Annotated in this window: 12 protein-coding genes; 8 read left to right on the forward strand and 4 right to left on the reverse strand. The window is 51.1% G+C overall.

What is annotated here, in order from left to right:
• Window positions 1–132: 132 nt before the first annotated feature.
• Both EAV92_RS22960 and EAV92_RS22965 read right to left on the reverse strand, forming a co-directional pair.
• Window positions 133–1,332, reverse strand: coding sequence for an ROK family protein (locus tag EAV92_RS22960; protein ID WP_123043879.1), 1,200 nt, complete (start codon window positions 1,330–1,332; stop codon window positions 133–135).
• Between the two features lie 48 nt (window positions 1,333–1,380).
• Entirely contained in the window at window positions 1,381–3,705 is a 2,325-nt protein-coding gene (locus tag EAV92_RS22965) for a helix-turn-helix domain-containing protein (RefSeq protein ID WP_123043236.1), read from the reverse strand.
• Window positions 3,706–3,929: 224 nt separating this feature from the next.
• Here EAV92_RS22965 and EAV92_RS22970 point away from each other — a divergent pair, with 224 nt between their 5' ends.
• From EAV92_RS22970 to EAV92_RS22995, 6 genes are all read left to right on the forward strand, one after another.
• Window positions 3,930–5,258 carry an ABC transporter substrate-binding protein gene (locus EAV92_RS22970; protein ID WP_164472905.1) on the forward strand — a complete coding sequence of 443 codons (1,329 nt, stop codon included), beginning with the start codon at window positions 3,930–3,932 and terminating at the stop codon, window positions 5,256–5,258.
• A 39-nt stretch (window positions 5,259–5,297) separates the two neighbouring features.
• Complete coding sequence (locus EAV92_RS22975) at window positions 5,298–6,287, forward strand: carbohydrate ABC transporter permease (RefSeq protein WP_123043238.1); 990 nt, start codon at window positions 5,298–5,300, stop codon at window positions 6,285–6,287.
• Window positions 6,284–7,120: a carbohydrate ABC transporter permease gene (locus EAV92_RS22980; RefSeq protein WP_206424260.1), complete on the forward strand. Its 837-nt coding sequence runs from the start codon at window positions 6,284–6,286 to the stop codon at window positions 7,118–7,120. The genes EAV92_RS22975 and EAV92_RS22980 overlap by 4 nt, the downstream gene beginning before the upstream one ends.
• A gap of 186 nt (window positions 7,121–7,306) precedes the next feature.
• Window positions 7,307–8,677 (forward strand): extracellular solute-binding protein, encoded by a 1,371-nt coding sequence (locus tag EAV92_RS22985; RefSeq protein WP_164472906.1) that lies wholly within the window; start codon window positions 7,307–7,309, stop codon window positions 8,675–8,677.
• Between the two features lie 97 nt (window positions 8,678–8,774).
• Window positions 8,775–9,671, forward strand: coding sequence for a carbohydrate ABC transporter permease (locus EAV92_RS22990; protein WP_164472907.1), 897 nt, complete (start codon window positions 8,775–8,777; stop codon window positions 9,669–9,671).
• Window positions 9,672–9,683: 12 nt separating this feature from the next.
• Window positions 9,684–10,505, forward strand: a complete 822-nt coding sequence (locus tag EAV92_RS22995; RefSeq protein ID WP_123043241.1) for a carbohydrate ABC transporter permease — start codon at window positions 9,684–9,686, stop codon at window positions 10,503–10,505.
• Window positions 10,506–10,528: 23 nt separating this feature from the next.
• Here the strand turns inward: EAV92_RS22995 and EAV92_RS23000 are convergent, their stop codons facing one another.
• Complete coding sequence (locus tag EAV92_RS23000; protein WP_123043242.1) at window positions 10,529–11,383, reverse strand: helix-turn-helix transcriptional regulator; 855 nt, start codon at window positions 11,381–11,383, stop codon at window positions 10,529–10,531.
• Between the two features lie 221 nt (window positions 11,384–11,604).
• Between EAV92_RS23000 and EAV92_RS23005 the strand changes: the two genes are divergently transcribed.
• Window positions 11,605–13,257, forward strand: coding sequence for a LamG-like jellyroll fold domain-containing protein (locus EAV92_RS23005; RefSeq protein ID WP_123043243.1), 1,653 nt, complete (start codon window positions 11,605–11,607; stop codon window positions 13,255–13,257).
• A gap of 62 nt (window positions 13,258–13,319) precedes the next feature.
• On the opposite strand, the gene EAV92_RS23010 is transcribed toward EAV92_RS23005, so the two are convergent.
• A complete protein-coding gene (locus EAV92_RS23010) occupies window positions 13,320–14,858 on the reverse strand; it encodes a sulfatase family protein (protein ID WP_123043244.1) in 1,539 nt (512 codons plus the stop codon).
• 121 nt (window positions 14,859–14,979) lie between these two features.
• On the opposite strand from EAV92_RS23010, the gene EAV92_RS23015 reads away from it, so the two are divergent.
• Window positions 14,980–15,837 carry an AraC family transcriptional regulator gene (locus EAV92_RS23015; protein ID WP_338134383.1) on the forward strand — a complete coding sequence of 286 codons (858 nt, stop codon included), beginning with the start codon at window positions 14,980–14,982 and terminating at the stop codon, window positions 15,835–15,837.
• Window positions 15,838–15,851 lie beyond the last annotated feature (14 nt).

Consider the following 15,851-nt stretch of genomic DNA (forward strand, 5'->3'; position numbering starts at 1 on the left):
TTGGTTTATAAGACGGAACTTTAAACTCAAATTGGTTTTTAATCCGGGTAAAACAAACAAAAAAACCTTAAGCGAATACATGCAGATTGGCTCTGAATGCATTCGCTTAAGGGGGCTTTCCAGGCAGGGTGATTATTCTTGGAAGGAGAGGCTCTGCCAAACTTCAAGGGCGGATCCGGTGATCACCGCGTCTTCCTTCAGCGATCCTTTGGAAAACAAAGGTTCGTATTTGGGGAAGTAGAAGATGTTTTTTTTGGCGATTTCGATAGCCCGATCAAAATAAAGCGCATTGCGGGAAATCAAGGGTCCGCCTAAAATCACGATTTCCGGATGAAAGGTATTGATGAGGTTGGCCAACCCGACGCCGAAATAGACGGCGGATTGATCGAAAAGCTCCCGGGTAAACGGGTCCTCCGACTCGAGGGCTTGAAGCAAGGCGCTGAAATCGATCCGATCGGGCGTTAGCCCCCTTAAGACGGGTTCCAGATTTCGGCCCGCCTGGGCCTGGGACTGTGCTTTCTTCTCGAGAGCGCGTATGGAGGCGAAGGCTTCGAGAGCCCCGTAATTGCCGGATGCGGATAAACGCGGCCCGTCCGTCTGGATGATCATTTGGCCGACGGAGCCTTCCGTATCGACGCTCCCATGCACGATCCGTCCGTGGGACATAATGGCGGAACGCAAGCTGACCCCTGCGTGAATATAGAGCGCGTGCTGTGCCCCTTGATCCCGCATTGACCAAATTTCGCCCAGCAGCGCGGCATTCGCGCCGTTCTCCAATCGGGTTTTCCAGCCGGTTTCTTCTTCGAAAAGCCGGCAGATGGCGACGTTCCGCCAACCGGAAGCGGGAAAGTGCAGAGGGTCCAAAATGATGCCATTGTCCCGATCCAACGGTCCGACCGCTCCGATTCCGATCCCCATCACGCGGGAAGAGTCGATACCGTGGTCTTTTAAAATGCTTTTCATATGACGGGCGGCGTGGTCAACAAGCCATTCGGGTGTCATGGTCTCGTCCATGCGCCAGCGGATCGAGGATTTCGGGTTCAAGGCCATGTCGAAAAGGCCCAACGTGGACGAAAACCTTGAGATCTCCAACCCGAATATATATCCGTAATCCGGATTGATCCGGTACAAAATCGGGCGCCGTCCACCGCTTGAAGTTCCTAGGCTGGCTGCCTGAATGAGCTTTTCGCTTACCATATCTTCCAACATGCGAGTCAGGGTGCTTGACGTGATCTGAAACGCGGACAGCAGTTCAGCCTTCGACAGGGGACCATACTCGGCAATTCGGTTATAGACCAATTTCTTCATGGACGGAATGTTCGGCGGATTCATAAACTCCCCTGCTTCAATGAAAGTATGGGTCGTTTCCATTATAACCATTTAATCCGCGACTTCGCGAATCAGGTTTCCGTTAATCTTGCGGTATTCGCCGGGAGTAACCCCTTCGTGCTTTCGGAAAAAACGAATAAAACTGTTTGCGTTATTGTAACCGACACGGCGGGAAACTTCCTGCATCGTCAAAGACGTATCGCGAAGAAGGAGTTTACTGTGTTCGATCCGGGCGACGGTGAGGTATTCCAAGACGGTTTTCCCCGTTGTCTGCTTGAAAATCCGGCTCAAATAAGCGGGGGTTACTTGCACGGCATCCGCGATCATCTCCACGGATATGTCTTCCTGGTATCGGGCTTCGATGACCGCAATCGCCGCATCGGCTTTGGATGGATTGCGGACATGATTGCGTACGGTTTCGCAGACGCGCTCGCAGACGGCGGATATCCAATCGTGCAAGCCGTCAATCGTTTCATGCTTCGAGAGATCCTGAAAGACATTGCCGCTTCCGTATGCCGTTTCCCAGGAGGAGCCGATATCCTCGATCAAATCGATCATGGTTTCGATTAAACGATTGTACAAACGAATGACGTTTTCGGACGAGAGATTCGGCTTGTCCAACAATTGCTCGCGCATCCGTTCCAGACAGAGGAGGGCTTCCCGGTCGTTCCCGGCCCGCATGTTATTCGCGAGCGACTTCTCGATATGCGCGGGATAGAAATACTTGAATGTTTGCGGATGCAACGTCGTGTCCGGGAAAAGAATCGCCATTTCTTTTTGGAGGATTTTTCGGCGCATGACCTCTTGAGCCTTTTGGTAAGAGACATGAACCTGTAAAAGATCATCGGTCGCGGTTCCGAAGCTGATCGTAACGGTGAATGGCAGATAAGCTAGAATCGAGTGAATGACGGATTTCGCCGTTTCCGTCAACATATCGACGAGCGATTCCATTAAAGTTCCGGTATTCAATAGAATGGCGAGCTGATTATCGCCCGTTTCCGCCGACAGGCAGGTGAATTGTTCCGATGCCTTCTCATGCGCGATGTTAAGCGCTGCGTACCGAAGCAAACTAAGGTCGTGGGAGCTGTACCGCTCTTTCCATTTGGAATAATCGTCGATTTCGACCAGCATGACCATGAATCCGCGAGTCAGCTTCGGCAGTCGTAAATCCGCGAGTTTCCGTTCGACGTCTTGAAGCGATTCATGAATCCGGTTGTGGAACAAGTCGTTCAGAAAGCGGTTGACCATCACCGGATAAATAGCTTTATAGGAAGCCTCCAGTTTTTTGTGGCTCAGATAGACTTGATCGAATATTTCGGGAACGTCTCTTAGCGAATGCTCTTTCTCCATCGTATCCGGAAGCGAAAGCTCCTTGTGTAACCGGGATGTCCTCTCCAATACCAGCTTGATCGGATTGTAAATCGTTCTGGAGAGGAAAAAGGAAAAGAAGGTTCCGAGCAGCACGAGCAGCAAGCCGATTAATAAGATGACGTTGCGAATGTAACTCATTTTATGGTCCACGTATGCGAGCGGAGTGACGGAAATGAGCTTCCAACCGTTGTTCAGCGGCGAGCCTATCGTAACAAGCGAAGCGGCTCCCTCGATGTGCATGACGGAAGAGCCTTCGCGTGCCGTTTGAAACCGCTTTGCCAACTCCGCGGAAACCGCCCGGGAATCGGAATCTTTATCGAAGGCGCTGACAAGTGCGCCATTCTCGGCAACGAGATATACACGAGTGTTGTTTTCCGAGTCGACTCCCCGAAGATAGGCATTCAAGCTTTCTTCCTTGAAATGAATGGCGATATAGCCGGTGATCTCCGGAAAGGCAACGGGCAGCTTCGCGACGACCGTGGCGATGGAATAGGGGTTCCCGTCTTGATTGACGAATGTCCGGGTGGGCAGCCATAGAATCGATTTCTTGTCCGCCGTCACCTGCGAAATCCATTGATCGATCGGCTGTCCGGGCATATGGCGGTTCGGGCCGTCGGAAGATAAGATCGTTCCGTTGTCGTTAAAGTAGATCTGGATCGAATGAATGTAACCGTGCTCTTTGGAGAGCGAGGAGATCCGGTCTTTCACGTCGTTTAGTAAATAAGAACTTACGGCGTTACGGGAAGTCGCGTAAATTCTGCCGTCAAGTCCGAGTTGGATCGAAAGCGTCTTGATCTCATCTAACAGCCGATCCAATGACGTGCCGGTCTGTTGAATGGCGTTCTTGTTGCCGTTTCGGATTTCGTTGATGATCGATGAGTAGGCTAACTGGTAAGATGAGATGCCGAGCAGAATCACAGGGACGAGGATGACCAAGAAATAAGAAAGGAAATAAAACAGAAACAATTTATTGGGTTTACGTTTCGCGAAGCGCATCAAGTTCATGAAGCTACCCCCCAGACCATTATGGCACAGATGTTCTGGCGGAGGAACCGTGAACCGGCCGCGATCAGGCTATTGTTCAGAAAATGAAGACGGAAGTCAGGAATTGAATACGTTCCATTGTTGTTTTTGGACGATGGATGTCATTTTCGTATCGTTTACCCTTCAGGATAGAGTCGTCTATGATGAGGTCGTATCATCCCATAACCATACAGGAGGTCATTGCATTGAGAAAGATATTGATAACGGGAATGGCGATTTTGCTCGTATTGGTGATGTTGGCCGCATGCAGCAGCAACAAAGACGAGGGCAGCCAAGCAGCTTCGCCTGCCGGAAGCAACTCCGCCTCGCCTGACGCCAAAGAACAGATCACGCTTAAATTCGCGTCCTGGAGCATTAGCGAAGAGGCGACGAAAGGCGCATTAGAGGAAATGGCGAAACAATTTACCGAGCTTCACCCGAACGTGAAAATCGAGTTCGTCGGCATTCCGTTCGGCGATATCAAGCAACAAACCTTCGTCATGGCATCTTCGGGCAACGCTCCCGACATTATCCAGACGTTCACGGCTTCGTTTCCGACGTATGCCGCATCCGACATCGTCATCCCGCTGGATGATCTGCTCGGACAAGACTACATCAACGATTTGCTTCCCTCCTATAAGCAGGACTATACCTACAATGGGAAGCTGATGGGCGTACCGTGGGCACCGTCGCCGTACGTGCTTTATTGGAACAAAGAACTGTTCAAGAAAGCCGGCTTGCCGGATCGGGCCCCGCAAACCTATGACGAGATGCTGCAATTCGCCGCGGCGATCTCCAAATTGAAAACGGACAGCGGGGAACAGATCTACGGACTTGGGGAAGCGACGGAGAAATTGCCGATCAACGGGATGATCGCCTTGCGGAATATTTACAGCTTTAACGGCTCCGTGTTCGGAGCGGACGGCAAAGTCAACGTCAATACGCCCGAAGTCATCGAAACCTTTAAATATTATCAGAAGATCGTGAAGGATGGCCTCTCCCCGCAAGGCGCTAAACTGAAAGACCTGCGGAACCTGTTCAGCATCGGACGGTTAGGCATGTATGCCGACGGCTACTACGGCCGTAAGGTGTTTCAGAACTTAAGCGGCAAAGGGGAAGCTTTCGACGCGACGTGGGGAGCGGCGCTGATCCCGACGAACAAAACGAACGAAAGCGTATCGATCGGCGAAGCGCACGGATTGGTTGTCAGCAAAGACAGCAAGCATCCGGAAATGGCCGTAGAGTTCATCAAGTTCCTGACGGACGAGAAAATGATCTCGCTCTACCACGACAACAGCGACGTTATGAGTGCCCGCAAATCGATCGGCGCGCTTCCTGCGTTCAATGCCTCCGAATTGGATAAAACGCTGAATGCCCAACTGCAGCACGTCAAGCCGCTGCCGGCGAACAATCAAGGGCTTGAACAAGCCTATTTGGAAATTGCCGAAGCCGTGCAGAAGGTGACCGTTGCGGGCGAAAGCCCCGAAAACGCCGCCGCGGAGCTCGATTCCAAGCTCAAGCAAATCATGAAGTAAACGAACGATCGTTTTCCGGAAGCAAAGCATGGCCTAGCCTTGCCGGCTTTGCTTCGGGAAACTTCCGAAACGGACAAGGAAGTGAGCATCTTGGAGAAGCCGGCACAGCTGCAGGCAGGCGGAATGAGACTAAGCGAGAAGAGAAAGGATATCCTGTTTCTCGCGTTATTGATCGCTCCGGCGATCGTGCTGTTATTGTTCACGATAGGGATTCCGATCATTAAATCCTTGTATCTCAGTTTTTTCGATGTCACGCTGCTCAGCATGAAAACGCTCAAATGGAACGCATTCGGCAATTATCATAAGTTGTTCGCGGATAACGATCTCCTGCACTCGATTGGGGTCACATTCCGTTATGTTTTGACGGTCGTTTCCCTTCAATTCGCGCTAGGCATGATGCTTGCTCTTATACTCAACGGAAAACTCCCGTTTCGGAGAGCTCTTCGGACCGTTATTCTCATACCTTGGGTCATTCCTACCATTATAGGCGCATTGCTCTGGATGTGGCTGTTCCAGCCGCAATACGGAGTCATGAACTTTATACTGCAAAGTCTGAACTTGAGCGATAAGCCATTACAATGGCTGTCCGACGTTCATCTGGCCCTTTGGGCCGTTACGATCGCCGCGTTATGGAAGCAGCTTCCGTTTATGGTCACGATGCTTCTTGCCGGCATGCAAGGGATTCCCGGAGATATGTACGAGGCTGCGATGATCGACGGCGCGGGCAAACGTCAGCAGTTTTTTCATATCACGCTGCCGATGCTCAAGAATACGATCAAGACGGTGACGTTGATCGCGTGCATCGAGAATTTCAAAATGTTCCCCCTATTTTGGATCATGACAAGCGGCGGACCCGTCGATGCGACGACGACCCTCTCCATTTTGAGTTATAAAACGGCTTTCATCGATCTGGATTTAGGTAAGGGAGCAGCTACGGGCGCGCTTTGGCTCATCATCATGCTTGTATTCTCTTGGGTATATAACAGGCTGTTCTCGATCGGCGAAGGCAAAGGAGGCGCCATGCATTGAATAGAAGCAAACGGACGAGCGCCTTCCTCTCGATATTGATCGCCGCCGCGTTCCTGGTGTTCCTGATATTCCCGCTTTATTGGATGCTGCTGACTTCCTTTAAAGATAATTCAGTCTTGTTCAAGCTCCCCCCGGAATGGTGGCCTTCGGAGCCTGTCATGGACCATTACCGCAAATTGTTCGCAGACGGCGTCTTCCTTGGCTATTACAGGAACAGCCTGCTGGTTTGCCTCACTACGACGGCTATCACGCTATTAGCCGCCATGTTTGCGGGATACGGATTCTCGAGATTCGAGTTCAAGTTCAAATCGCTCGCGCTTTTCTCGATTCTCTCCACCCAGATGCTTCCCGTCGTCAGCTTGCTCATTGCCTTGTATACGATGTATAACAAATACCATCTTTTGAATACGAGGGCAGGGCTGATCCTTGCGCTGACGACTTCTTGCTTGCCGTTCTCGATCTGGATGATCAAAGTTTTCTTCGACCATATCCCGGTCGATTTGGAAGAGTCCGCGAAGATCGACGGAGCTTCCCGATTCGGCATTCTGTTCCGAATCGTTCTCCCGCTGACGAAACCCGGCTTGTTATCGATCGGCATTTACTCCTTTATTTTATCGTGGGACGATTTTCTGTACTCTCTCACGCTCATCAACAAGGACGAGCTTCGCCCATTGAACGCCGGGATCGCGATTCGGTACATCGGAGAGCTGTCCTATGATTGGTCAAGCATTATGACGGTATGCGTAACCTCGATCGTGCCGATTTCGTTGTTGTTTCTGTTTTTTCAGAAGTACATGGTTTCCGGCTTGACTGCCGGTGCGGTAAAAGGATAGAAAGAGACCGACAAAACACTGCCGCGGGCGCCATCACATGGTGTCCGCGGCAGTGTTTTTGTTCGGGCCAAACGAACACGGATGCTTACAAAACGACAAATCGGGAGGAATACATTCCAGCATGTGAAACCGCATTCAGATGGCTTACGATTCAAATGCATGCAAATACAAGAGAGGGTGTCAAATATGAGTAAAAAATGGACCAAAAGCCTGTCAGTCCTGCTTTCGATCCTGCTGGTAGCGATTTTCGTATCGGCATGCGGCGGGGATAAGAAAAGCGCCGAGCCTGCCTCCGGCTCGGCGGCGGCTCCTTCCGCCAAGGCGTCGGAATCGCAGAAATCCGACGCGCCGAAAACGGAAAAGACAAACATCAAGTTCTGGGTATTGTTCGACGGCTCCGACGCCGACACCATGCGTAAGATCGTCGAAGATTACAACGGCACGCACCCGGATTCGCAAGTCACGCTGGAATTCCAGGATAACGCCCAGTATTACACGAAGCTGAAAACGGCGATTTTGGGCGGAACGGGACCGGATCTCGCGATCTCCCATATCGGCGGCAACATTAACGGAATGGCGGCGACCGGCGATCTGATCCCGCTGGACCAAGAAGCTTCACGATTGGGCGTAGACATCGCGTTCGACAAGTACAGCAAAGATCCGACCACGGCTGCGAACATCGGCGGAAAGCAATACGCGGTTCCGCTGGACAATTTGGTGCGCGTGCTCATGTATAACAAAGATGTACTGTCCAAGGCCGGATTGGTGGGCCAGGACGGCAAGCTGAATTTCCAGATGAGCTTCGACGGTTTTAAACAAGCATTGGACAAAGTCAAAGCATCGTCTCCGGGCGTCCAGCCGCTCACCGTATCGATGAAGCCGCCGCAGCTGGTGCTGGTGTGGCTGTCCCTTTACTACCAGCTGGGCGGAACCGACTTCCTCAGCATCGAACAGAAGAAAGCGACTTTCGACGACGCGAAAGCGACGGAAGCCCTGAAAGCATTGCACGATCTGTATGCGGCGTACGTACCCGCCAAGCTGACCGACCCGGCCGGCCTGGATATGTTCAAAGCAGGAAAATCCGCGTTCTTCATCGATGGATCTTGGAGCATCGGAGCCGCGGCGCAAGCGCTTGGAGACAAGTTCGGCGTCACGGGCTTCCCTTACCTCTTCTCCACGCCGACCGAAGTGACCACTTCGCACGGCTTCGTTCTTCCGAAGAATGCCGACCGTACGGACGCGGAGACGAAAGCGGCGCTTGAGTTCATCAAATGGTTCGGTGACAACAACTGGAAATGGGCGCAAGCGGGTCATGTGCCGGCATACGGCCCCGCGCTCGAAACGCCTGAATTCAAGGCTCTTCCGTACCACCCGCAATTTACCGAGCCCGGCCGTAACGTCGTAGCTCTTCCGGTCATTCCCGGCACGATGCTGCATCAAGCGCCCGAAGTCAAAGACTTCGTTCAAGCGGCGGTATCCGGAGACAAGACGCCGGAAGAAGCCGTAGCGTTGATTCGCAAGGGCGTCGACTCGATGTTGTCTCAATTGGTGAAGTAAACCATCGCAATACACGCAGGGATCATGCAGACACGTGGATGCCCGCATGATCCCTGTTTCTTCAGAATTTCAGGCTTCATCGGAAAGGATAGGGCGTATGGTCTCGAAATTCAAACTCCGAGCGAAATCCAAAGAGTCTATGATCGCGTATTTCCTGCTGCTGCCCTTCATAGGCTTTTACTTATTGTTTACTTTTTACCCGCTGATGCAAGGTTTTTTCATCAGCTTCTACGAATGGAACATCACGAGCGACAAAGTATTCATCGGCCTCGACAATTATAAGGAGTTGTTCGCCGAGGACGCTTTCTGGCAGGCACTAAGACATACTTTCCTTTACGTCGTGTTCTCTACGCCGATATTCATGTTTGGCGCGTTTCTGTTCGCCGTCATCATCGACCATAAATTCATCAAAGGAAGGGCGCTCCTCAGAGGCGTGTTTTTCCTTCCCAACGTGCTGGCGGTATCGATCGTATCCATCGTTTGGATCAGCATCTACCAGCCGTACGGCGGATTGCTCAATAACGTGCTTTCCTTGTTCGGAATAGAGGGGAGCTTGGCCTGGCTGAACGACAAAAACCTCGTCTGGCCGGCAATCACGGGGCTTACGTTCTGGTGGAACACGGGATACTATATGATTCTGTATTTAGCCGGCTTGCAGGAAATTCCGGAGGATCGCTACGAAGCCGCCCAGATTGACGGAGCGAATGGCTGGCATACCCTGCGCTATATTACTTTGCCTTCCCTTAAACGCATACACGTCCTCGTTCTCTTTTTGCAGGCCGTCGCTTCTTTCAAAATTTTCGGCCAAGTGTTTCTGACTTCCGAAGGCGGGCCGGGAGGCGCCAGCCGGACGTATATCCAGTACATTTACGAAAGCGGGTTCCAAAGGTTCCTCATGGGCAAAGCGTCGGCTGCCGCATTCGTCCTTTTCTTGGTGATTATGCTTGTTTCCATGCTGCAACTCCGATTGCTCAAGAACGTTAATGAGGATTAAGGGGAATCGACTATGCACCGTACCGCCAAAATCGCCGTAAACGCGGCGGCTTATCTCTTGTTCTTTTTATTTATCGCACCTGTTCTATGGATGCTGATCCTGGCCATGAAGCCGGAATCCGTGGTCGCCCAATCGCTTCGCGAATGGCTGTTCTCTCCCTATACGCTGGACAATTTCCGCAAGGTGCTTCAATCTACGAATGCCGACATCAAACTGTGGTTGACGAATAGCTTTATCGTTTCCGTGTTGTCTACGCTCGGCGTGTTGATTCTGTGCGCGATGGCGGCTTTCGTTTTTTCGAGAATGAAATTCGCGGGCCGCACCTTCTGGTTCTGGTTGATCATGGCAGGGCTTCTCGTCCCGCGGGAAGCGACTTTAATTCCGCTGTATTTGCTGTTTAGAAACATGGATTTGCTGAACACGTATTTTTCGCTTATTGCCCCTACTTTGGCGGCCCCGTTCGGTCTCATCATATTAAAGCAGTTTTTTGACGGCTTACCGGAAGAATTGTTCGAAGCGGCCAAAATAGACGGCTGCGGATGGATACGTACATGGTATCGGATCGCTTTGCCGCTGTGCCGTCCGGCGCTCGCTTCGCTTGGCATATTCGTTTTCCTGGCCGCGTGGAACGATTTCCTCTGGCCGTTTATTTCCGTTACGGATCCTAAAATCATGACGATACCGGTCGGACTGCCCGTATTCAAATCGCAATACTTCTCCACCCAATCGCTGCCTATGGCCGCCAGCGCTATAACGTCGATTCCGATCATCATCGTATTCTTCATTTTTCAAAAATACATCGTCAAAGGAATCGCGTTCACGGGAGGAAAGTAATCGTTTGGGCGATACGGGGAATCTTACGGCTGCGGCGTTTTGCGATAAAAGCTGGGGGATTCTCCGTAAAAGCCCTTAAACGAGTGAGTGAAAGAATAGACGTCCGAATAGCCCAGCGACAAAGCGATGTGCGTGATGGGCATCGTCGTCGTGCTGACCATTTCCATGGCTTTTTTCATTAATAAATTCATGAGATATTGCTGAGGTCGAACGCCTACTTTTTTGTTGAAAATGTTCGAGAAGTGAGAGCGGTGGATGCCGACATGCTCCGCGATATCCCGAATCGTGATTCCTTCCATGTAATTCAAATGAATGTAAGCAAGACTTTTGCTGATCCAATCATCGGTTGAGGCAGACGATTGAGGCGGTTGGGACATCTGAAGCAATTGATTCAGCAAAGCATAGAAGGCATGCGTTAAGGAGAAATCGTCTTTTCTCGTCAGATCCTCCCATTGATTGGCGAGATGGAAAAGGGAAGCCTCGAAAGAAGGAGAGAAAAAGGCTTTCAAATAAGGCAATTGGGGAGTAAGACCGAGCCGGCGGATCAATGAGGGCATTTGTTTGCCCTCCGCGGCGATCCAAAACATTTTCAGAGGTTCTTCGGAGTCGGGCGTGATATTGTACTTGTGGATTTGGTGAGGAAACAACGCGAATAGGTCGCCGCGCCGCAAAATGACTTCTTCATGATCCCAGCGCAGCGTAACATGGCCTTTCAGGACGAAATGCAAACTAAAATAAACGATAAAACGAGGCCCAATGCGATAATTGGGCTTTGCTTCGTTGTAGCCTATGCGAATGGGAATGATGCCGCTGTGCTTTTCCAAAGCGTTGGGGGTGTGATACCAGTGCTCTGCAAACTCGTGGGAAAACTCGATCATGGAGATCCCTCATCACAAGGTGAGTATAGGGATATATTAACATTCCTGTCGAAAACGAGAGAATAGCATAATGTTCGATTTGCTTTATCTTTATGTAAGGATTTACAAGGGAAGGCTCACATTTTCACAAAAACCCCATCACACATCCTGACATTTGTAAGCGGTTTCCATAATCATAAAATTGTGTTGTACGCCAATCTCTTAAGGAGGGATAGTAAAGTATGAATCGAAAAAGGAATGCCTCAGTCAGATGGTCGTTGATTTCACTGGTCATGCTGCTTATATTGGCCGTTTCGCCGATTTGGACGCAGGCGGCTACCGACGAAGGAGGCTACGTCATTGCGTACTTCCGGTCAGACCCGTCGCAAACGGGCGAGAAGATTCAAAAGCTGCACTATGGTTACAGCAGGGACGGGCTGAAGTGGTATGAATTGAACAACAATGCACCGGTGGCCGATCTCTTGTATCCGCTTCGCGATCCTTTCCTTGATAAAGGTCCGGACGGGATTTGGAGATTGGTGTACACGACTCCCGACGTAGACAGTAACGGAAACAACATTCCCAATTATTATTTGGGGTATGCCGAATCGACCGACCTCATCCATTGGACCAATCAAAAACGGTTGGATTTAATGAAGAATTACAGGCCCGCTAACACGGTATACAACGCTTGGGCACCGGAGTGGGTTTATAATGACGAAACGGGAAAATACATCATTTTCTGGTCATCCACGCTGAATGCGAGCAGCCCAAGCAATAATAAACATTACAAAGCGACGACCACGGACTGGAATACTTTCAGCGATGCCTCCATCTTGTTCGATCCGGGCGTGAAAACGATTGACGCCAACATGTTGAGATACGATAAAAACGGTGAGGACTTTTATTATTTGTTCTATAAAGATGAAAGCGCGAGCCCGATGAAAATCAAGCAGACCTGGGCATCGGAGCCCGTAAACAAAATCGAGTATGAGGATCCTGCCCATATCAGCGACAATTATATTACGCCCGATTATACGGAAGGGCCTGAAGCGTTCAAAATCATCGGGCAGAACAAATGGCACCTCATCTATGATTATTGGTCACAAGGGAAGTACGGATTGAAAACGACGACCAATATCGAAGATCCGACGGCCTGGTCTGCCGAGAATTCCAATGCCAGGTTCCCTTACAAAATGCGGCACGCAGGCGTTGCGGATCTGACGGAATCCGAACTTTGGGCTTTGATCAATCAGTATTCCCTGGATGCTCATTATAAGCTTGATGCGGCCGCGCTGGACGCATCGGGGAACAACCGGAACGGAACGTTAATCGGTTCGCCTGTCTTCACGAGCTCGGGCGGGGTGGCCGGAGGATACGTAAACCTGGATGGAATCGATGACGGAATTCAGTTGGCGAACAGTCCGGGTACAGGCTTCATGCACGACGCATTCTCCATGAGATCGGTTTCGATGTGGTTTAAGGCGGATCAGACGTCCAGTACCCAAGTCTTATACGATGAGGGAGGGGCAAGTAACGGGTTCGCCGTAAAAATAGAGAACGGGAATCTATTGGCGGGTATCGCGAACAACAACGTTCGAAAGTCCGTGAGCACCGCTTTTACGGATACGTTGGGCTGGCATCATGTGGCTGCGGTGTTCAGGGAAGGAACATTGGAATTGTATTTGGACGGCGCTTTAAAAGCTTCCGTCAATTCGGGAATCCCGACGGTCGGCGCCCATACCGATTTCGGCGGTCTCGGAAAACGGTTCGCGCAAGATGCCTTTAACGGGACGAATGACGGAGCGTACTTCAAAGGGAAGATGGATCAAGTGAAAATTTTCGACGTACCGCTGTTTGGACAAGATGTTGTAGATTTATACGAAACGCCCTAAATGCATGAACGGCAACGAAAACGGAGCCACGCTAATCTGCGGGCTCCGTTTTTCTAATTTGGTTACGCGTGATGGATTCTGGGCATGGGCAGCGGTTCCTTGCCCATCTCGGCCCATGCATACTTCAGTAGAAGCTCGAGCTTTAACATCTGGTAACCCGGTTCATGCCACAAGTTGCGAAGTTCCCCTGGATCTTCCTTGAGGTCGAAGATTTCCCCATAGGTTTGATTGTAGTAGACGGTGATCTTGTAACGTTCGTCGACATAGGTTTTCTGGTGAATCGTGGTCGGTTCATGACGGAACTCGCAAATCGCGTGCTGCCGGGCATGTTCCTTCGTGCCGAGCCATACCTCCTTCTGGTCGATCCCCGTCATGGATGTCGGAATCGGAAGGTTACAGAAGGATAAGAAGGTTGGCGCCAGATCCACCAAGGATTGAATAGAGTGGGACCTTCGATCGGCGGGTACCCGACCGGGGTAACGAACGATGAACGGGAGCTTGATGAGATCCTCGTAATGGAATCCGCCCTTCGCCTGCAGGCCGTGCTGTCCGAAGAAGTGGCCGTGGTCCGTCGTGAAGACGACGAGAGTATCCTCCGTCAAACCTAACTCATCCAGCTTATCGAGGATCTTGCCGATATACTTGTCCATCATGCTGATCATGCCATAATACACGGCGACCAGCTTCTTCTTGTCATATTCCGTCAAGCGCTTTTTCTCGCCATATTCATAGTAGTGATGGGAGCGGTAGCCGTGGATGCCGAACCCGGTTTCCATCAGATGCGTGAAATCCGGATCCTCCTCTTGCGTCAGCCCGAAGTGAGGCGGATTGCGATCGTGCTCTCCCGGCACAAGGGCGGGAATAGTCAGCTTATCCGGGTCGTACATCGTATCCCAAGGCTCCGGCACCAAATATTCCGGATGCGGGTCGAAGAAGCTGGCCCAAAGAAAGAAAGGTTCGCCTTCTTTTTGATAGGTTTCCATGACGGCATTCGTTCGTTCCGCGATCCACGTATTGTAATGGTATTTTTCCGGTATCGGCCATTTGTAGGTGACGGAAGGGTCCATCGTTCCGGTCGGCGGCAGAAAGTAATCCCGCCAATGGGCACAGCCCTGTTCTTCCAGCCATAGGGCGTAATGCTGTCCGACATGGGATTCATTCGTATGGTTGCGCGCAAGCTCAACATGATCGAACCCGTAGAAAGGGGCGTTGAAATTTTTCCAATATTCCAAGTCCTGAAGCGTCGGGTAGGCTTCAAGCGACGGATATTCCGGCGTGGATTTCAAGGGTTGGAAATGCGCTTTGCCCACCAGCGCGGTCCGGTATCCCGCCTGTTTGAAATCCTCTCCCACCGTATGGCGGTCTTCCAGGAGCTTCGTGCCCAATGTCCATGCGCCATGCTGGCTCGGATACATGCCCGTGATCATGGAGGCCCGGCTGGGCGTACAGGTCGGGTTCGGGCAATAGGCCCGGTCGAAAGTCGTGCCTTGCCGTACCAAACGGTCTAAATTCGGCGTGGAGATTTCAGGGTGGAAAGCTCCGATGGTGTTCCAATGCTGTTGATCGCTCGTGATTAGCAGAATGTTAGGTTGTCTCGACAAACATGATCCCCTCCTAGTAAGATAATAGGGAAATCGTTCCGTTATTTAAATAGCTTCGTGTTATATTTCGATTGTCATTTTGTAATGAACGTGAGAGCGAATTAGAGGGGAAGCTACGGCGATGATGCAGGAATTCGAGCATGAGTTTGCCCAATTCATTTACTATACCCCCGGTAATCTGGATAAAGAAGGACAGCTATGGCCGGTCCGGGCGGGACGCAGCATCGCCAAACCCAACTATAGAGTAGGTCCGAAAAGGATCGAATGCTACAGCCTTCATTTCGTGCATGGGGGAATGGTCCGGTTTGAATACGACGGGAAATGGACGGAACTGCAGCAGGGTGATTTATTTTGCCTGTTTCCGGGGCGGACCTATTACTATGACATGCTTCCCTCGGATTCAACGCTTCAATTAAGCTGGTTGGCGCTGGATGGCAACAGGGTCAAGCCATTATTGGAACTCTCCGGAGTGACGCCCGAAAGGCCGTTTCGGCAGGAAATGATCACCCCCGAGGTCAAGGAATCGGCTGAACGCGTCATTCAAACGCTGAACGACGTCGAGCGGTGGAAGCCATCCATTGCTTTGGAGCTTCAAGGTTTGATCTACGCGCTGTTCGCGGGATTCATTCCGGAGACGGTTCCCAGCCATGCGGATGAGCCATCCGGCTGGATTCACGAATGCATGGAATTCATTGAACTTCACGCCACCGAAGGAATTTCCGTGCAGCAAGTCGCGGCTTTCGCAGGGGTGCACCGCTCGTACTTTTCCAATGTGTTCAACAGCCAGGTCGGGATGCCTCCTCTGAAGTACATTCAGAAAATCCGCATGGAAAAGGCCGAACGGCTATTGAAGGAAACGGACGCGACGATCACGGAGATCGCCCTGTCTCTGGGTTATCCGAACTTGTATACGTTCACTCGGGCTTTCAAAATCTATTACAAGGTTTCCCCAATGGCATTTCGGACTGCAAGCAAATAGGGGGGGCGCGTGAA

It is taken from the genome of Cohnella candidum, assembly GCF_003713065.1.
GTDB classification, from domain to species: Bacteria; Bacillota; Bacilli; order Paenibacillales; family Paenibacillaceae; genus Cohnella; species Cohnella candidum.